Below are 19,234 nucleotides of genomic sequence, written 5' to 3'. Positions count from 1 at the left end.
ATAGATGGAAGACATTTTGAAGCAAGTCCAACAAGGTACGTTAACCGTTGAAGAAGCCAAAATAAAGTTAGCTACATATGAAAATTTGGGGTTTGCGAAAGTAGACCATCATCGAAAAAAACGTCAAGGATTTCCCGAAACCATTTACGGAGAAGGAAAATCTGCCGAACAAATTTCAGCCATTATTTCCGCAATTCGCGCGAATAATGATTATGTATTAGTGACGCGGATTACTGATGAAAAGTCGACTGAAGTTCAAAAAACGCACCCTGATTTACTGTATAATAATCAAGCACAAATTTTGCATTCTTCGAGACCGAGCGATGATATTTTCGGGACTGGATATATTGCGGTTGTTTGTGCGGGTACGTCTGATTTACGGGTTGCGGAAGAAGCCGCGGTTACTGCGGAAGTATTCGGCTGTGAAGTTCGTCGTTTTTACGATGTGGGAGTGGCTGGAATTCATCGTCTTTTTGATAATATCGATGAAATTCAAAATGCGACCGTTTCAATCGTAGTCGCGGGAATGGATGGCGCCCTTCCAAGCGTAGTCGGCGGACTTGTTTCCCACCCTGTCATTGCAGTCCCGACAAGTGTCGGATACGGTGCAAGTTATAATGGATTAGCTGCTTTGTTAACAATGTTGAATTCCTGTGCATCTGGCATTAGTGTTGTCAATATCGATAATGGTTTTGGCGGCGCTTATAATGCGGCGTTGATCCATAAATTGGCACAGCGAAAAGTGGAGAGGTGATAGCATGAGTGCTAAACACCCTCCAAATCATGCACATATAGATCAAGAGATGTTTAAAATGGAAGTAAATCTGGATGATATATCAGGGGAAATACTTGGCTATATAATGGATCTATTAATTGAGTCGGGTGCCAATGATGTTTATTATACGTCTATTTATATGAAGAAAAACAGACCGGGAATATTGCTTCAATTATTATGCTCTGGGGAAAATCTTGATAAGATGAAACGAATCTTATTCACGGAAACCACTACGCTTGGTGTGCGTTATTATCCTTTAACGGTTCACCGGACGGAGAGAAGGTTTCGCAAAGTGTTAACGAAGTGGGGAGAAGTGACTGTTAAAGAAGGGATTTATGAGGGAAAAGTCATTCAAAGCTCGCCAGAATATGAAGAATGCAAGAAAATTGCCGAACATCATCAAGTTCCGCTGAAAAAGGTATATGAACAGGTGTGGAAGCAGTTGATTGATTAATAAAGGTTATAGAATTAATCGAAAGGCATCAAGGGGGAAGGGGAACACTTGATGGAACTATTAAGCATTCTAAAAGATATTATTTTGCCGATTTTCGTGGTCATGGCATTAGGGTTTGTGATGCAGACGAAATTCGAGTTAAACATTCAAACGTTAGCCAGAATGAATATTTACTTTCTCGTTCCGGGTTTCATCTTCGTTAAGTTATATAGCACGAAAATCTCATTCAACTTATTTGGGAATATTTTACTCTTTTTCATGCTTTATGTTGCTATCCTTTTTGTAATTTCCCGTTTTATCGGGAATGCAATCGGTTTGGAGAAAGGCGAGAAAACCACATTCTCAAACAGTACGATTTTTTTCAATTCGGGCAATTACGGGGTTCCTGTGAATGATTTAGTGTTCAAAAGTGATCCGTTGGCGATGTCGATACAAGTGATTATACTGACATTGCAAAATATCTTTCTTTTTTCGTACGGTATTTTTTCATTACAATCGATTCAAGTTGGGAAGCTAAAGGCGGCACTTGGTTATTTTCGAATGCCCGTTTTGTATGCGATGTTGGCGGGGGTACTATTAAATGCTTATGATGTTCCAATTCCGTCTTTTATTTGGATTCCGGCGAATTATATCGCAGATGCAATGATTGCGCTTGCCTTATTTACATTAGGTGCGCAGGTCGCCAAGATCAAATTTTCGACTGGATTGAAGACAGTTTACTATAGTTTGGTGCTTAGATTGGCCATTGGTCCGTTCATTGCTTTAGCGATTATATACATATTTAAAGTGGACGGCATTGTGGCTCAAGCATTATTAATCGGTTCAGCAATGCCAACGTCTGTTAACAGTGCAGTGATTGCTGAAGAATATAATAACCATCCTGATTTAGCGGCACAGATTGTATTGTTCTCAACATTGTTTAGTGCGATTACGGTTACGCTTGTTATTTATTTGGCTAGGTTTTTATTTTGATAGATTGATATTAGGTAAATATTAAGACCGATTATTTTTTGGCTATGTCGTCGATTTCCGTTCCGGGCGAGCGCTTTCCTGCGGGCGAGCGCAAGAGCGGAAAGATAAAGTTCAATCTTTCCCTGCCATATGCAGGTAGTTATACGTTTCTTCACTTTTAAAAAGTGGTAGAAAAAGAAGGTAACGCCCAAACTTTTAGGGCGTTACCTTCTTTAACGTTATTATATTTTCAAACGCAATGCTGATTCGATTGCTGTACCGACGCCATCGAATTCGTTTGTTGTTGTTACGGATTTACACACGGACTTGATTTCCTCAGGGGCATTGCCCATTGCGACTGAATGGCCAACGACCTGTAGCATTGACAAGTCATTATAGTTATCACCAATGGCCATCACATGTTCCATTGCAATGCCTTTGGACTTGGCAAGTTGTTTCAATGCGATTCCTTTTTGTGCATTGATATTGGTAATCTCAAGGTTGCCTGCTCCGGAGGAACTGACTGCAAGTCCAGGTAATGATTTTAGTGCTTGTCTAGCGTTATCCAAATGGACTTTATTAAATGACGTACCAAAGATTTTATTAATTTCTTTTTTATGTTTCTCAATAATCGGTGCTAATGCAGGAATTTCCTTAACTAACCCGATTTCCACTCGATTCATCACTTCTGCACGTATGTCGTCAATTGGCGGAACTTGATTTGCAGCCAGCGCCAGTTGAACAAAAGTATCAATTTGATCTTCGATACTTTTTGTATAGACTGTTTTACCGATAAACAATTGATAATCGATTATCTGTTCTTCTAAAATCGATATAATGTGGTCTATTTCACTTTCAGCTAAATACGTAGCGGAAATCAATTCTCCATCATTTTTTCGAACTTCTGCACCATTCAAGCAAATGAACGGGACTTTTAAACCAGCGTCCGTTAAAGGATAATAAGCTTCTGAAAAACTTCTACCCGTTGCAATCACTACTTCGATTCCACGTGACTGTGCTTCTAGTATCGCTTCTTTATTTTTATTGCTAATCGTATGGTCGGGACCTAATAACGTACCATCCATATCTATTGCTATTAAACGTATCACAGTTAATCACCTTTTCTCTTTACAGTAGAGATTGATAATATCAATGAAATTTCCGAAAATCAAATAATTCGTTCGCGCGGTAAACGAATTATTCGATAAAGCTATCATCAGGCAAGAGAACTCAAGAGGTATATGATATAATTAAGATGATAGCCTTTGGTAGTTAATGTCTGGAGTCTGTGCGTTTCTTTGCATATTAAACATAGGGGGATGTTCATGTGAGCTGGAAAATTGAAGCAGAAAAGTGGCTAAATCAAGAAGCATTAGAGGAAACATTAAAACAACAACTAGAGTTAGCTAAAAACAACGAAAAATTAATGGAAGATAGCTTTTATAAGAACTTGTCATTCGGAACAGCGGGTCTTCGAGGGGAACTCGGATTCGGGACGAACCGGATGAATATCTATACGGTCAGAAAAGCAGCCCAAGGGCTTGCGGCATACATCAAGAGCTGCGGGGAAGAAGCTGCTGAAAGAGGGGTCGCAATTGCTTACGACTCGAGACATCAATCGCCTGAGTTCGGTCTTGAAGTCGCAAAAGTATTAGGGAAAAACGGCATCAAATCTTATTTATTTTCGAAGTTGCAATCGACTCCGTTGTTATCTTTTACAGTCCGTGAATTAAATACATTTTCTGGTGTTGTGATTACTGCGAGTCATAATCCTGCCGAATATAATGGGTTTAAAGTTTACGGAGAAGACGGCGGACAAGTCGCGTCAGAAGCTGCAAGTGCGATTACGGAGCATGTAGAAAGTATTGAAGATCTATTTTCCGTTGAAGTTATGGATGAATCACTACTTTTAGATGAAGGTTTATTAATTTATTTAGGCGATGATATGAGCGAGCGTTATACCGAACAACTACGACATATCCTCATAGAAGGCGATTATGATAAGAGTCTATCGATTGTTTATTCGTCTTTACATGGAGCTGGTGGGGAGTTGGTGTGCAAAGGATTAAAGGCAGCCGGTTTCGATAATGTTACTGTTGTTGCAGAACAAGCAATTCCGGACCCTGATTTTTCAACCGTCGCCTATCCAAATCCTGAAGAATCAAAAGCGTTTGACCTTGCGATACCTTACGGCCATAAAGTAAATGCGGACATACTTATCGCGACAGATCCAGATGCCGATCGAATGGGCTTGGCAGTGTTAAATAAAACCGGCGAATACGTGTTTCTGACGGGCAACCAAATCGGTGCTTTGTTATTAAGCACGATATTGGAAGATAAGAAAACTCAAAACACATTGCCAGACAATGGTGTCGTTATTAAATCGATTGTTACGTCAGAACTTGGACAGGCGATTGCAGACAGTTACAACGTAAAAATGATGAATGTATTAACCGGATTCAAGTTCATTAGCGAAGAAATCGAGAAATTCCATCAGACCAAAGCGTCTACTTTCCTATTTGGCTATGAAGAAAGTTTCGGCTATTTAATCGGCGACTTCGTGCGTGATAAGGATGCCGTTCAAGCATCTGTATTAATTGCCGAAGCGGCAGCCAAATATAAAGAAAATGGCCTGACTTTACTGGATGGGCTCGATGCTTTGTACGAAGAATATGGGTATTACCAAGAGGCATTGGAATCGTTAACATTAAAAGGAAAATCTGGAATGGCTGAAATTGAAAAAATCATGCAATACTTCGGATCGGATGACTTTTTGAAAGAGTTTCCAGAAACGATTGCGGTTGTCGAGGATTATTCAACTGGAAAAGTTGTCAATCATGAAACAGGAACGACAAAACAACTTGACTTCCCTACATCGAATGTCCTGAAATATATAACGCCTGATAATTCATGGTTTTGTATACGTCCATCAGGAACTGAACCAAAAATCAAGTTCTACTTTGCTGTAAAAGGTGAAACAAAAACTGAAAGTGATACACTATTAATTAACATGAAAAATGCTGTCATGAAAGTCGTTGAAACGCTGACGACTACGTGATCAAAATATAGAAATGAGGAATGCACCAATGGCACAACCATTAATACTGACACAATCTCATAAAACTACCGATGAACTTGAAGCTCTTTACGGTGAACAAGTGAAGAAAATTCATGAAGACATGAAAGCCGGCACATCAATCGGTGCTGAATTTTTAGGATGGCAAGAACTCCCGCACGAAGCGCCAGAGTTGGATAAGGTATTGGAAGTCGCAGCGAAGATTCGTGAACTGGCAGAAGTCGTTGTTGTTATCGGGGTCGGAGGTTCTTATTTAGGCTCTAAAGCTGTAAAGGATGCACTAGCGCCTTACTTCGAAAAGAAATCGAATGATCCTGAAATACTATTTGCAGGACAAAACTTAAGCGGTCCATACATGAAACAATTATTAAATCATCTTGAAGGAAAAGAAGCGGCTGTCATTGTCATTTCGAAATCTGGTACAACGACTGAACCAGCAATCGCTTTCCGAATCCTACTTGAATATATGGAGAATCGCTACGGAGAATCTGCTAATGAAAGAATCGTTGCAATTACAGACAAATCGCAAGGTGCGCTTAGAGAGTTAGCAGATCGCTCAGGTTTTGCATCTTTCATCGTTCCAGATGATGTTGGCGGTCGTTTTTCAGTACTCACACCTGTGGGACTTCTCCCATTAGCAGTAGCTGGTGTCGATATTGACCAATTACTTTCAGGGGCAAAAACTGCGGTAGAAGATTTCTCGAATTCAGATATAGCATCGAACAAAGCTTACGAATATGCAGCACTTCGTAACCAACTATTGTCAGAAGGATACAACATTGAAATTCTAGCTAGTTTCACACCGCGTTTCGCTACGTTCCATGAGTGGTGGAAACAGCTTTTCGGTGAAAGTGAAGGGAAAGACGGCAAGGGAATTTATCCAGCATCTGTCGCCTATCCAACTGATTTACATTCACTTGGTCAATATGTTCAAGATGGTCGACGTGAACTTTTCGAAACGTTTATTCAATTTGCAGAATCAGCAGAGGACTGCGGAATTCCAACATCTGATGAAAACTTGGACGGATTGAACTACCTGTCCGATAAGTCGATGAATGAAATAAACGAAGTTACAATGCATGCAACAATGCAAGCTCACCGAGACGGCGGCGTCCCTATCATTCATTTGAATGTTGGAAAACATGACGCATACCATATCGGTTACCTTATCTACTTCTTTGAAGCAGCTTGTGCGATGAGCGCTTACTTACTAGGCGTCAATCCTTTCGACCAACCAGGTGTTGAAGAGTATAAGAAGAACATCTTTAGAATGCTTGAAAAACCGGGGTTTGTTGAGGAAAAGTAAATTAGAATTAGTCCCTATACTCCCATTTATGGAGTAGGGGACTTTTTCTTTTTATAGGCTAAAGCTGTGTTATAATTTCTTTAGTAGACTACGAAAGAGGCGTTCTTATGATTAATCAACTAAGAAAAGTTTACTCAACTTTAATCGTACATAATAAAGAGGGAAGTAATTCAGAACAAAACTATAAGTGGTTTGTCACTGATAGCCATGAAGTTATCGGGATTCATGAAGACGAATTGACCCCAAAAGATATTTCGTTATTAGAGACTTTTATGATTCCATATAATGTAGAACTTCCAGTTTTAACGGAAGAGGAAGAAAAATGGAGACGCGTCATTCAATCGAAGGAACCAACTGAAAGCGAGTTTGAATTGGAATCTTCATTTCGCTTTGTTTACTTTTCCATCTCCGAAAATCAAATTAGTCCCAACTTATTTAATGATGCCATCCATGAGTTGTTTGCAAAAAAAGTTCCTATCTTATGGCAAAGTGGTAGGGAAGGTGTCATTATCGAAAAACGGAAAGACAGTGATGAGAACCTATCCTATGAACAAATCATCGATGTCCTAATGAGTGATCTTTATGTGAATATCAATTTTTTCGTAGGTCCATTTAAAGATGATATTCGTGAAATCTATGATCATTTTGAAACATTATCAAATGATGCTAAAACAGTATTTGCCTATACGAATAGGCCTGTCGTGTCCTATGTCGATGCAATTCCATACTTACTTATCCATCAAACAGAACCAGCGTTGCGTGAAGAAATAAGTAAAACGATTTTACAAGAATATCTTGATGATGAAGACACGCTTAAAATGCTTGAAACTTTTGTTCAATGTAATTTAAATATTTCAGAAACCGCGAAGGAATTATATATGCATAGAAACAGTTTGCAGTATCGCCTGGATCGTTTCTTAGAGAAAACGGGCATCGACGTCCGTCAATTTCAACATGCAATGCCGGTTTATCTGGCGATGTTAGCGCGGAAATGAGTGTTTATCTTCATAGTTATACCACTTAATCTACCAATAGTTACTGTGCACACATTTCCTAAATGAAAATGTGCACAATAACTATCTGAAACTTTGTGCAAATCTACCATTACTATAATCCAATCAATCTTGTATGCTTAAAGCAGTAAATGAAAGCACTTACATACTTGGAGGGAATACAAAATGGCAGAACTTAGATTAGTAGGAATCAAGAAAGTTTATGACAAAGATGTTGTATCAGTTAAAGATTTTAATCTTGAAATTCGCGATAAAGAGTTTTTAGTATTAGTTGGTCCATCTGGTTGCGGTAAATCTACTACACTTCGAATGATTGCTGGTTTAGAAGAAATCACTGAAGGTGATCTCTACATTGGTGATAAACGAGTAAACGATGTTGCGCCGAAAGACCGTGATATCGCGATGGTATTCCAAAACTATGCGCTTTATCCGCATATGGACGTATACAACAATATGGCGTTTGGTTTAAAACTTCGTAAGTTTAAAAAAGATGAAATTAAAAAGCGCGTAGATAACGCGGCTAAAATCTTAGGACTTGAGGATCTTCTGGACCGTAAACCGAAAGCACTTTCAGGTGGTCAGCGTCAGCGTGTTGCACTTGGACGAGCGATTGTTCGTGATGCTGAAGTATTCCTAATGGATGAGCCACTCTCTAACTTGGATGCTAAATTACGTGTTCAAATGCGTGCAGAAATTCAAAAATTACATGCTCGTCTTCAAACGACGACTGTTTATGTTACGCATGACCAAACAGAAGCGATGACAATGGCTACACGTTTAGTCGTTATGAAAGACGGTATTATCCAACAAGTAGGCGAACCAAAAGAAGTTTATGATAACCCGAATAATATCTTCGTTGGTGGATTCATTGGTTCACCTGCTATGAACTTCTTAAACGGTAAAATTCAAGGTAACCAATTTGTGATGGGTAACGTAAAAGTTGAAATTCCAGAAGGTAAACTTAAACCGCTACGCGACCAAGGTTATGTTGGTAAAGATATCGTTCTTGGTATCCGTCCAGAAGATATTCATGATGAGCCGCTTTATCTTAAATCATCACCTGAAACAAAATTTAATGCACATATTGAAGTTGCTGAGTTAATGGGATCTGAAATTGTTCTATATTCTAAAGTGGACGGCCAAGATTTCGTTGCACGTGTTGACGCACGTTTCAATGCAACAGCTGGTCAAGCAATTGACTTCGCATTTAACCTAAGCAAAGCGCATTTCTTCGACAAAGAAACTGAAGAGCGTATTAAATAATATCGTTAACCCACCGACAGGAAAATTTCCCGTCGGTTTTTCTTCATTTTCTATCGTTTTCATAAAAGCTAAATGGATGCCTTTACTAGGTACTTATGATAATATAGATTACTGGGAACGAAATAAAACCAGAAACAAAAATATAAATTAATTTGAAGGAGTTTGGATAAAATGGTAGAAAAACAATTCACAGTAATCGATGCGACGGGGATTCATGCACGTCCTGCATCTATGTTGGTAAGCGTAGCAAACAAGTATCAGTCAGATGTTAACTTGATTCATAATGATAAGAAAGTTAACTTGAAATCAATTTTAGGCGTTATGTCCCTTGGAATTGGAATGGGCGAAGAATTTAAAATCAGTACGGAAGGATCCGACGAACAGGACGCTTTAGAAGCACTGGAAAATACGTTGAAAAGTGAAGGTCTAGCTGAATAATGAGTGTATTACAAGGAATTGCTGCGTCAAGCGGGATTGCAATTGCAAAAGCATATTGTCTTGTAGAACCTGATTTGACTTTCAGTAAGAAAACTGTTGATGATGTAGAAAAAGAAGTCGAGCGTTTTCAGTCCGCCATTGCGATTACGAAAAGCGAACTGGAGTCAATCCAGGAAATCGCAAAAAAAGAGCTTGGTGCTGACGAGGCTGCTATTTTCGATGCGCATATATTAGTCTTAACGGATCCAGAACTAATCGCGCCAATTGAAGATAAGATTAAAACTGAACAAGTGAATGCTGAACATGCTCTGGAAGAAACGACGGATATGTTCATCATGATGTTCGAACAAATGGACAATGAATATATGCAAGAGCGGGCTGCAGATATTCGCGACGTTAGAAAGCGAATTCTCTCCCACTTACTAGGCGTAAAAGTTGTAAATCCAAGTGAGATTTCCGAGGAAGTCGTTATTATTGCTGAGGATTTAACACCATCTGATACGGCTCAATTGAACCGTAACTTTGTTAAAGGGTTTGCGACTGATATCGGTGGCAGAACATCTCACTCTGCTATTATGGCTCGTTCATTAGAAATTCCTGCGGTTGTAGGAACTAGTGACGCTACGGAAACGATTCAAGACGGCGACATCATTATTGTCGATGGTCTAAGTGGTAAGGTTCATATTAACCCAACCGATGAAGTTATTGCTGAATACAAAGTAGAACAAGAAAACTTTGAAAAACAAAAATTGGAATGGGCAAAATTAGTTGATGAAAAAACTGTAACAGCTGATGGCCATTACGTTGAATTAGCTGCTAATATTGGAACACCTGAAGACCTAGAGGGTGTTACGAATAACGGTGGTGAAGGAATTGGCCTGTATCGTACAGAGTTTTTGTACATGGGGCGGGACCAACTTCCGACAGAAGACGAGCAATATGATGCGTATAAAAAAGTGCTTGAAGGAATGAATGGAAAGCCAGTCGTTGTGCGTACACTTGACATCGGTGGCGATAAAGAACTTCCATACTTGAATCTTCCAACAGAAATGAATCCATTTTTAGGATTCCGTGCGATTCGTTTGTGTTTGGAAGAGCAGGACATTTTCCGTACGCAATTACGAGCATTACTACGGGCTAGCTCATACGGTAACTTGAAAATCATGTTCCCGATGATTGCGACACTTGATGAATTCCGTGAAGCGAAAGCAATTTTGGAAGAAGAAAAAGCAGCACTTCTTGCAAATGGCACTACTATTTCTGAGAACATTGAACTTGGCATCATGGTCGAAATTCCATCGACAGCTGTACTTGCGGATCAGTTTGCAAAAGAAGTCGATTTCTTTAGTATTGGAACGAATGATTTGATTCAATACACAATGGCAGCTGACCGTATGAATGAACGCGTTTCTTATTTATACCAACCTTATAACCCAGCTATTTTACGTCTGGTTAAAATGGTTATTGACGCTTCCCATCGTGAAGGGAAATGGACAGGCATGTGCGGCGAGATGGCCGGAGATGAAATCGCGATTCCACTCTTACTTGGTTTAGGACTTGATGAGTTTTCAATGAGTGCTACATCAATCTTAAAAGCTCGTACACAAATTAAAGATTTGAAGAAGAGCGATATGGAAGAGCTAGTGAATGAGGCGCTTCAAATGGGAACTGCTGAAGAAGTCATGCAAGCCGTCAAAAATCGCTGTAACCTTTAAGATTCATAAGCATCGCCAAGAACAATGAGTTCTTGGCGATGCTTTTTTGCATTTAAATAAAAAAATGGGATATTTATATATTAGTTTGTCGAATATTGTGATAACATGGAGATAACTTGAAAAAATCTTATAATATCCGTATTAGGAGGGGGTTTTGAATGCTTTCCGACTTGATTAAAAGGAAGAAACTCGAAAAGTACTTAACGCAAGAAAAGCAATCATATCCCGAAGTATTTGAAAACTCTCCGGATATCATGTTATTCATCATCGATTTGGAAGGAATAATTGTTAAAATTAGAGGGAAGCACGATCAATTATTCGGTTTGGATTACGAGCGTGTTGTAGGAAAGAAATATAGTGATTTTGTATTTAAACCAGATTTAATAAAAGTGCAGAATTTTCGTTTGAAAGCATTGAAAGAAGGACCACAGTATTTTGATTTTAGGATTATGAATACGAATGGTAACCTCATTAGTATCGACATAACACTGGTACCTATTAAAGACAAAAATGACATAATCGGTTTCTACGGATTAACCCATAATGTTTCGGAAAAAATAACTTTGCAAAATTATATACGAATAAAGAGTGAAAAAATTAATTCCTTGATTCATCATGCGTATGAGATTATCGGCATTATTAATCGTGATGGATTAATCGTTATTGAAACCCCTTCGATTGAAGAGAAACTCGGGTATAAAGTTGAAGAGATTTCCGGACGGAATATTATGGAGTTAATTCACCCAGATGATCGAGACTTTTTCAGTGTTAAATTTGAAGAAATTATTAATAGGCCAAATACGCCATTTACACTTGAACTTCGGATAAAACATAAACTGGGTGAATGGCGAAATTTTGAAGTGGTTTGTACAAATTTATTAAATAACCATCATATTTCCGGCATAATTTGCAACTTTCTCGATGTAACTGAAATTAAAAAACAACAACTTGAAATTCAAAAGATGGCTTACGAGGATGATCTCACCGGATTGCCGAATCTACGGGCATATGAAAAAAGGTTGGACGAAGTGATCAATGTGGCTGGAAACCAAAAGTATGCAATTTTTCATCTAAATTTAGACGGGTTTAGATTCTTAATGGATTTGATTGGTCGAGATATCGCCAATAAATTATTAGTTAAAATTGCAGCACAAATTCAAGGTAAACTAGATTCCTCTATTCATATACTTGCTAGAATAAACGAAGATGAATTTGCAATTTTAACAACTGAAATTCATAAGACAGCATTGATAGAGCAATTGGCCAATGATATTCTACAGATATTCAAACGTTCTTTTAATGTGAATAGTTATAATCTCGCGATAACGATTCGAATTGGTATTAGTATATATCCAGAATCAGGTAAAACAACTTCTATATTGATGAAAAACGCTAGTTTGGCATTATATTTAGCCAAAAAGGAAAGTGGAGGGAATTACCAAATCTTTTCTCCAAGTGCAAATGTCAGTACATATAAAGTTTTTTCTTTAAGAAATGAGCTTCAGCAAGCGCTCGAGAACAATCAATTTGTAATCCACTACCAACCAATTATAAATATCATAACGAAGGAAATAGAAGGTGTTGAAGCGCTCCTACGTTGGAATCATCCTGATTGGGGGATTGTTCCACCTGACGAATTCATTCCGTTGGCTGAAGAGTCAGGTGCAATCATTCACATTGGTGAGTGGGTGTTGCAAAATGTTTGTGAAAGCGTCAGTTCATGGCATAAGTCTGGCTATCCTATACGAGCATCTGTTAATTTGTCTATTGTCCAGTTTCTGCAGCCCGATTTGGTTAATATGATTGCCTGTATATTGGAGGAAAATGATCTTGATTCAAAGTGGTTGACGATTGAAATTACGGAAAGTACGACAATTGAACAGGAAGAGAAAATGTTTGATAAGCTTAACCAACTTCGTAAGCTCGGTGTCCAGATTGCGCTTGATGATTTTGGAACTGGTTATGCATCTTTTAATAAATTAATTGAAATCAAACCATCGATTTTGAAGCTGGATAGTGCACTCATACAAGGCATACCTACTGAGAAGATTAGTGCTGAAATTGTAACGGCAATCATCCAATTAGCGCATAGACTTTCGATAAAAGTTGTTGCGGAAGGTGTCGAAACAATCGAACAAGAAAAGTTCGTGGCTGATTTGGCGTGTGATTGGGTTCAAGGGTATTTATATAGTAAGGCGGTTCCGCCAAAAAAGTTTTTGGAAATGTTAGAGGGACAACTGGCAAGTATCAATGAAAGCGATTTGAAACAGGATAGAAGTAAAAATGTCACAATTGAATTCAAGTATCCACTAGAAGCGATGATGACGATTGCTGAACTAAACGAACGAAAAGTTAAGTTGGGTAATAAAAATGTATTATTGGAAAATATTAAGCCTGATCAGCTGTGTTTTCTATCGAATGTAAAACTTCCGGTTGGAACCGACATGCTCTTGAAGTTTCAATTGATAATCATGGGCGAACAGCTGACGCTTTTCGGAAAGATTGTTTGCGACACGGAACAGGAATATTTTCACCAATACGACGTTAAGTTGATCATTGAAGAGCAGAATCGAGATCTTCTGATCAAACAACTTGATAAACTCTACCTCGAATTAAACAATGATTGGCTGATACCAGGGCATTCATTTATTTCAGAGAGTGCCGAAAATTATTTTAAGAAATAATAAAAAAGAAGCCGAAGACTACTTTTTGGCTTCTTTTCTGTGTTAACGTTAATCTTTTTTCCAGCTTTCAGGTGAAAAATCCATACTGTCAAAAACTTCACCAGCTTCAAATCGTAAGGCACTATCATTACTGTCTTTAGTTCTCTTTTTATCGTTATTTATTGGCGTGTTATTATTGTTTTCCTGGGCCTTACCTTGTTTCGATTTGTTATTCTTTTTCATTAAGAATATTCCCTCCTTCATTAATAGGTTTTCCAATTAATAAAGAAATATTCTTAATAAGTATTATCAATGAAACACAAGAATTGTAGATTGGTTTCATACCATTATTATGATCAGAATCCCAACACTATATATTAAATCAAAAGGAAAAAGCCCCTTACAGGGCGTGTGGTGAGAGTTATGAAGAGTGCTTTAATGTATTTATGGAAGTGCGACGATGGATTTCACTTTCCAATAGAAGAATAAAATCGGAGCTTAAATTTAATTCAATGGCTTTAAAATAGGATTCGATCAAAAAATGATCCGATAATTTACTCACTTTAGATTTTCACCTCCAATTATTGAAATAGTGTACTATTTGATGTTTGCTTGGAATACATTGATAAGTAATCTATCTATATTAATAATCTATCAGATTTGAATAGTTAGAACAACCGTTCCTTTATCCACAGGGAGTGGGGGATATCCTGTGGATTGAATGTTCGCAATGTGTGCAAAATTAAGAAAGAGTAGTGTCATAGTGTGTGCAACCTTATCCACAGTCGTGAAAAAAGACAGACTTTTGTCGAAAAATAAAGTTAATTAATTAGTTTTTTCGGTTCTAAATTGAAAAATCCCGTTGTGAGGGGGAAAAGTGCAAATAAAAAAACGACTCATGTTCGAGTCGTTTTTTTATTGGGTGATTAGTCTAGAGGATTAACATCGTAAATTGATACGTTAGGTGTTGAAGTCAGCTTAGGCATTTCATCGTAATGTGCCGATGCATTGTTACCTAAAAACGAGCTGCCCAAAATTGTTAAGATAAATAGGAATGCTAAAATTTTTTTCATTATAAATCCTCCCATTTCTGATTTTTTCTATAAATATAACCATATCTATTCGCCTCATTATAATGAATAGATGATAGTTTATATTTTCTATTAGTAAAATACCATTCAGCTAGCGCGATACTATATTTATTAATATATTGATAGTCCTGAATTTTTTTAAAGTGCTCGATTGCTTCTTCAGCGATTACCTCTGATAAACCAGCGGCGCTATGAAGAGATTTGAAAAAATTAAAGTGGTGATAATAAGAAATAAAGCTTTCATCATCTAATTTGTAATATAATGAGAGACCCTTTTTACACCAGGAATCCACTGATAACTTGTCGTTTATCTTTGAATACTCAATTACTATACCTAATATCGAGATTAGCTTGCTGCTTGTATCATTTTTAATATTAATAGCTTTCATTAAGAAAACTATTGCTTCATTACTTTTTCCCATTAATCCATATAAAGCACCTAAGTTATGGTATACTAAACCTTTTTCACTGTTCAAATTAAATTCATCACAAAGTTGTTTAGCCTTATGATAAGATTCGAAAGCTTCTTCAAATTGATCACTTCTTTTTTGAGTAACCCCAATTAGCACATAACACTCCAAAACTCGGTTCATTAAAAAATTCTCTTGAAAGAATCCTAGTGCTTTTCTAATGTGCTCTATCGCAATAAATATTCGATTATCAGCGGTATATATTAACCCAATCATATAATTTAATTCTGCTTTTTCCCAAATTTCTAAAGAAATGTCGTCAACTGTATGCAAAACTTCTTCTAGGTATTCAATTGCCTGCCTTCTATTTTTAACAGAGTAGTAATAAATAGCTTTGGCAACATTAAACATATATTTATGACGAGGGTTAAAGTTTGAACTAAGTTTTGTTAAATTATCAATCTCTTTTTTTCTTGCTTCTAAATCAATACCCAGAATCAAACGTAACCGTAAGATAATTAATTGAAAGGAATAATGGTGGGCGTCATTTTCAAATAAAATGTTTTTTGATTCTAACTCTTTTAACTTTTGTTTTCTAAATTCATCATTGCGTACTGTTAAAATCTCTTTATAGGTATTCCTTAAAAGAGTTTCAATTTCAGCTTCAGATTCATAATCTTTTTCTTGAATCGAATCAATATCCATCCCAAGCTTATTAAACAGTAAAATTGCTATTTCTTCGCTGGGCGCAATTTGGTTACGTTCAATCTTCGATAAATAAGATGGGGTACAGATTCCCCGTGCCAAAACGACTTGTTTCATTTTTTGTCTAATTCTTTCAGCCCTGATTAAATGGCCAACTTTCATAGAGGATCCCCTCTTTCTTTATAGTATAGTTCATTATCACTAAAATGTCATGTGAATTTTCATATAAGAAACTTTCTTTAGATATTGCTAAATAATACACTTTTTCAGAAAAAATGTCCCAACTAGAACATGTTTAAAACCCAGCCCTCGCGTGGTATCTTTAGTATAGCAAGAGAAAAGGGGTTTTGACATGCGCAGAATAGAACAAGTTTCAATCGATGAATTAGTGAGACGTGATCCTGTTCGCCGTGATGCTACTAAAGTCAGGGATATAAGCAAATTAAATACATTGCTTAATTACATTATATCATTAATTCGAGGGAGGTAAGCTTATGGCGATGAAACAGATGAATTATTCCTATGACAATGATACAAACAGCCTGGAATTGAAAAAAATGAAACGTGAACTATTGATGTTCGTTACAAAAATGAAATCTGAAGGTTATTTGACCACGGTCGACTATCAAGATCTACCTGATGTCTTCGAAAGTAATCAAAATAGTTATTCTGCTGTTTAAGAACGGAACATAATTTAATATATGCCCAGTTTTTATTAAACAAACTATCATTAGTAAGGAAGGGGTGGTAATAAACGTATGTATAAAAAGCTTGCACTTTACTGGCACACCTTTAAATACAATATTAATACCACCTCGTTTAAAGATTGTTTGGATTGCAAAATGAAAGAAAAAATAAAGAACAATATCGATTATCATATAAATAAAATTAGAGAACTTAAACAAGGAATTGATGAAAGCGCTTAATATACGAGGTCCATTGGGGAATGACGCCGATGGACTTTTTTTGTATCGAAATAATTCCTGAGTTTTAACTGTGCTTTTTAAATAAAACAAGACCAGTCACACTTGACTGGTCTTGTTTACGTTGTTTGTCGTTTAGCAATTCTGGTAAACGCCCTGAAACCTAGCCTCGTTACAATATATGCAAATATACTTCCTGGAAACAACGGTATCATGCCTGGGAAAACACTTACAACTATGTAGATACTCACTCCTGTGAGCGCGATAGTTATTACTTCAATTGGTGATGTTAGTGCGATTAAAAAAGATTGTTTTAGATATTGAAAGTAACTAAGTTTGAAATGAACGTACACAGGAAAGAAAAATAACAGCGTAATTAGTCCAGAGAAAAAGATTAAAATGAGGACGGGGTATAAGAACTGAAATTTACCAACGTTCAATTGTAAGAACTGTAAATCGTAATATAAAAAATAGCCAACCAGATAAAAAATAATTGCAAAACCATTCGTCCTCATGAATTCCATATGGTATGTACGCCAGAATGTGTTAAATATTTTAAATTTCTCTTCCTTTACTATTATTTTGCGTACAATCGTAAACATCGATACGGTTGCTGGGAAGATTCCGAAAATGCCAAGCCCTAAAATTGTGAATAGTATCCAGAGAATGTTTATGTAAATAAGCTCTATCATTCTATGCGCGATATTGTTAAAACTCTCCCAATTCATAATTGTCCCCCCTGTAACTACTAACTATAAGATAGTGTCACCGTAGAAAGCAATAATATAATGTAATCTTAAATCCAATATTTTGTATCATACACCAATTAAAGACACTTAAGAGACTTGTCTCTAGATGTTTAATAATGTAATCTAAAAATAAGTCATCGGACAATTTAGTGATTTCAGACTTCCAGGAGAGATTAAGTAACTCTCAACTGTCTGATCCTGAAGAAGTCCTAAAGTTACAGATGATAGCGCTCTCAACAATAACTTAATACATCAAAAAGAGGTGTTGCTGTAAATTCGAATTGGAAAGCGAATGATTGTTGAATTCAAATTAGTATACTTTGAGAGGGGTTAATTGAATGAGAAAGTTTAAGTTTTTGGTTTTATTTATTTTGGTAGGACTTCTTCTCGTGGCTTGTGATGATGGAACGAAAAGTGAAAAGACAGATGGGGAAAAGAAACCAGTTTCTGGCGACGACGGAAAACTCTCCGGGGAAATAACGGTTTGGGCACATCCTTTCACTGGTGATCAAGAAGTAGAAGGGAAAATGTGGGATGAAGTAATCGCGTCATATGAAGAGGCGACGGGCGTTAAAGTGAATTTCGAGCAAATTCCTTGGGCTAACCGTGATCAGAAAATTTTAACTGCGCTTGCTGCGAATAATGGACCTGATGTCTTTTATGTAATCCCTGACCAAATGCCGCAATATGCAGATGCTGGTATGCTACTTGGATTGGATCAATATTTGGGAGGCTTTGATATTGATGATTTTGTGGATTCGGCACTTGTATCAACTACATGGAAAGATAAATTATACGGGCTACCTATTTTACAAGAGGCCTACACTTATCTTTACAATGTAGACGTTGTAAAAGATATTGGGGAAGATCCGGAAAACTTACCTGCAACTTGGGATGAATTTGAAAAATGGGCAGAAAAGGCTAAAGCAAAAGGCTATTATGCAACTAGCTTCCAAGGTGGAGGTTCCATGAATGGAACATTGTATCCATTCTTATGGCAGGCTGGCGGAAAAGTTGTTACGGAAGACAATGAAGTCTTAATTAACAATGAAGCCGGCGTGGAAGCCTTTGCGTTTATCGACAAGATGTATAAAAATGGTTGGATCCCTGAAGATTCGATTACAGCAATGGAACATGATGCACTATGGGAAGGTGGAAAAATGCTAGCTGTACAAGGTTCAGGGATTTCAGTGAGTCGTATGATTAGTTCGGATCTTTTCGATTTTGTAATTGCTCCACCAATGAAAAATAAAGAACAATTGACTTATGGAACTACTGGTATGTTCGTGGCTCCGATCAATACAGATAATCCAGCAGCGGCAGCGGAATTCATCAAAGTCGTTACAAATTCAGATAATCAGAAGAAGTTCAATACTGTAACTCAATACATTCCTACCCGGGAATCTGCGAAAGATATATTTGGCGATAATAAGTACCTAGAGCAACTTGCGGGATATACACAGTATGCGTTACCAGGTGTAATTCACCCTGAAGGACGTACAATCATGCCGATGATTCAAGCGGAACTTCAGACTATGTTGGAAGGCAAGAAAACACCGCAAGAAGCAGCAGATGATGCTGCAGCAGCGATTGAAGGCAAGATGGGTAATTAACTAGTCGGTAAAAATAGAGAGTTTAGTTGAATTCAATTAAACTTTCTATTATTAACCTTAGCAAGAGAGGGTGTTAACACTGAATAATG

18 protein-coding genes are annotated in these 19,234 nt (G+C 37.2%); 12 read left to right on the top strand and 6 right to left on the bottom strand.

Features of this window, described 5'->3' with window-relative positions; translation table 11 throughout:
• The first annotated feature begins 4 nt into the window (after nucleotides 1–4).
• Genes larB through J4G36_RS09400 form a run of 3 tightly spaced genes read left to right on the top strand, consistent with a single transcriptional unit; the run spans nucleotide 5 to nucleotide 2,201 of the window.
• Nucleotides 5–754, top strand: coding sequence for a nickel pincer cofactor biosynthesis protein LarB (larB, locus tag J4G36_RS09410; RefSeq protein ID WP_210469750.1), 750 nt, complete (start codon nucleotides 5–7; stop codon nucleotides 752–754).
• A gap of 4 nt (nucleotides 755–758) precedes the next feature.
• Nucleotides 759–1,229 carry a nickel pincer cofactor biosynthesis protein LarC2 gene (gene larC2 / locus J4G36_RS09405; RefSeq protein ID WP_210469749.1) on the top strand — a complete coding sequence of 157 codons (471 nt, stop codon included), beginning with the start codon at nucleotides 759–761 and terminating at the stop codon, nucleotides 1,227–1,229.
• 48 nt (nucleotides 1,230–1,277) lie between these two features.
• Complete coding sequence (locus J4G36_RS09400; protein ID WP_210469748.1) at nucleotides 1,278–2,201, top strand: AEC family transporter; 924 nt, start codon at nucleotides 1,278–1,280, stop codon at nucleotides 2,199–2,201.
• 221 nt (nucleotides 2,202–2,422) lie between these two features.
• On the opposite strand, the gene J4G36_RS09395 is transcribed toward J4G36_RS09400, so the two are convergent.
• Nucleotides 2,423–3,289 carry an HAD family hydrolase gene (locus J4G36_RS09395; RefSeq protein WP_210469747.1) on the bottom strand — a complete coding sequence of 289 codons (867 nt, stop codon included), beginning with the start codon at nucleotides 3,287–3,289 and terminating at the stop codon, nucleotides 2,423–2,425.
• Nucleotides 3,290–3,507: 218 nt separating this feature from the next.
• Between J4G36_RS09395 and J4G36_RS09390 the strand changes: the two genes are divergently transcribed.
• The 7 genes from J4G36_RS09390 to J4G36_RS09360 all read left to right on the top strand — a co-directional run bounded on the left by J4G36_RS09390 (nucleotide 3,508) and on the right by J4G36_RS09360 (nucleotide 13,675).
• A complete protein-coding gene (locus tag J4G36_RS09390) occupies nucleotides 3,508–5,238 on the top strand; it encodes a phospho-sugar mutase (RefSeq protein WP_210469746.1) in 1,731 nt (576 codons plus the stop codon).
• Nucleotides 5,239–5,266: 28 nt separating this feature from the next.
• Entirely contained in the window at nucleotides 5,267–6,562 is a 1,296-nt protein-coding gene (locus tag J4G36_RS09385) for a glucose-6-phosphate isomerase (protein ID WP_210469745.1), read from the top strand.
• A 107-nt stretch (nucleotides 6,563–6,669) separates the two neighbouring features.
• The gene (locus tag J4G36_RS09380; protein WP_210469744.1) at nucleotides 6,670–7,557 is read left to right on the top strand and encodes a PucR family transcriptional regulator; all 888 of its coding nucleotides are present in this window, start codon (nucleotides 6,670–6,672) and stop codon (nucleotides 7,555–7,557) included.
• Nucleotides 7,558–7,740: 183 nt separating this feature from the next.
• Nucleotides 7,741–8,838, top strand: coding sequence for an ABC transporter ATP-binding protein (locus tag J4G36_RS09375; protein ID WP_210469743.1), 1,098 nt, complete (start codon nucleotides 7,741–7,743; stop codon nucleotides 8,836–8,838).
• A 171-nt stretch (nucleotides 8,839–9,009) separates the two neighbouring features.
• Nucleotides 9,010–9,276 (top strand): phosphocarrier protein HPr, encoded by a 267-nt coding sequence (locus J4G36_RS09370; RefSeq protein WP_210469742.1) that lies wholly within the window; start codon nucleotides 9,010–9,012, stop codon nucleotides 9,274–9,276.
• A complete protein-coding gene (gene ptsP, locus J4G36_RS09365; RefSeq protein ID WP_210469741.1) occupies nucleotides 9,276–10,991 on the top strand; it encodes a phosphoenolpyruvate--protein phosphotransferase in 1,716 nt (571 codons plus the stop codon). The genes J4G36_RS09370 and ptsP overlap by 1 nt, the downstream gene beginning before the upstream one ends.
• A 170-nt stretch (nucleotides 10,992–11,161) precedes the next feature.
• Nucleotides 11,162–13,675 (top strand): sensor domain-containing protein, encoded by a 2,514-nt coding sequence (locus J4G36_RS09360; protein WP_210469740.1) that lies wholly within the window; start codon nucleotides 11,162–11,164, stop codon nucleotides 13,673–13,675.
• Nucleotides 13,676–13,723: 48 nt separating this feature from the next.
• Here J4G36_RS09360 and J4G36_RS09355 read toward each other — a convergent pair whose 3' ends face one another.
• From J4G36_RS09355 to J4G36_RS09340, 4 genes are all read right to left on the bottom strand, one after another.
• Nucleotides 13,724–13,897, bottom strand: coding sequence for a hypothetical protein (locus J4G36_RS09355; protein WP_210469739.1), 174 nt, complete (start codon nucleotides 13,895–13,897; stop codon nucleotides 13,724–13,726).
• Nucleotides 13,898–14,075: 178 nt separating this feature from the next.
• Nucleotides 14,076–14,216, bottom strand: coding sequence for a sporulation histidine kinase inhibitor Sda (sda, locus tag J4G36_RS09350; RefSeq protein WP_210469738.1), 141 nt, complete (start codon nucleotides 14,214–14,216; stop codon nucleotides 14,076–14,078).
• A gap of 364 nt (nucleotides 14,217–14,580) precedes the next feature.
• A complete protein-coding gene (locus J4G36_RS09345) occupies nucleotides 14,581–14,727 on the bottom strand; it encodes a hypothetical protein (RefSeq protein WP_210469737.1) in 147 nt (48 codons plus the stop codon).
• Nucleotides 14,727–16,022, bottom strand: coding sequence for a tetratricopeptide repeat protein (locus J4G36_RS09340; RefSeq protein WP_210469736.1), 1,296 nt, complete (start codon nucleotides 16,020–16,022; stop codon nucleotides 14,727–14,729). Before J4G36_RS09340 ends, J4G36_RS09345 begins: the two co-directional genes overlap by 1 nt.
• Before the next feature lie 332 nt (nucleotides 16,023–16,354).
• On the opposite strand from J4G36_RS09340, the gene J4G36_RS09335 reads away from it, so the two are divergent.
• Nucleotides 16,355–16,540, top strand: coding sequence for a hypothetical protein (locus J4G36_RS09335; RefSeq protein ID WP_210469735.1), 186 nt, complete (start codon nucleotides 16,355–16,357; stop codon nucleotides 16,538–16,540).
• Between the two features lie 362 nt (nucleotides 16,541–16,902).
• On the opposite strand, the gene J4G36_RS09330 is transcribed toward J4G36_RS09335, so the two are convergent.
• Complete coding sequence (locus tag J4G36_RS09330; protein ID WP_246880458.1) at nucleotides 16,903–17,511, bottom strand: YesL family protein; 609 nt, start codon at nucleotides 17,509–17,511, stop codon at nucleotides 16,903–16,905.
• Between the two features lie 359 nt (nucleotides 17,512–17,870).
• Between J4G36_RS09330 and J4G36_RS09325 the strand changes: the two genes are divergently transcribed.
• Nucleotides 17,871–19,145 carry a sugar ABC transporter substrate-binding protein gene (locus J4G36_RS09325; protein ID WP_210469734.1) on the top strand — a complete coding sequence of 425 codons (1,275 nt, stop codon included), beginning with the start codon at nucleotides 17,871–17,873 and terminating at the stop codon, nucleotides 19,143–19,145.
• Nucleotides 19,146–19,234 lie beyond the last annotated feature (89 nt).

This window comes from Sporosarcina sp. 6E9 (assembly GCF_017921835.1).
Lineage (GTDB): Bacteria > Bacillota > Bacilli > Bacillales_A > Planococcaceae > Sporosarcina.
Note: the sequence above shows the minus strand (reverse complement) of the source record. Positions and strands in the feature narration are given on the sequence as shown.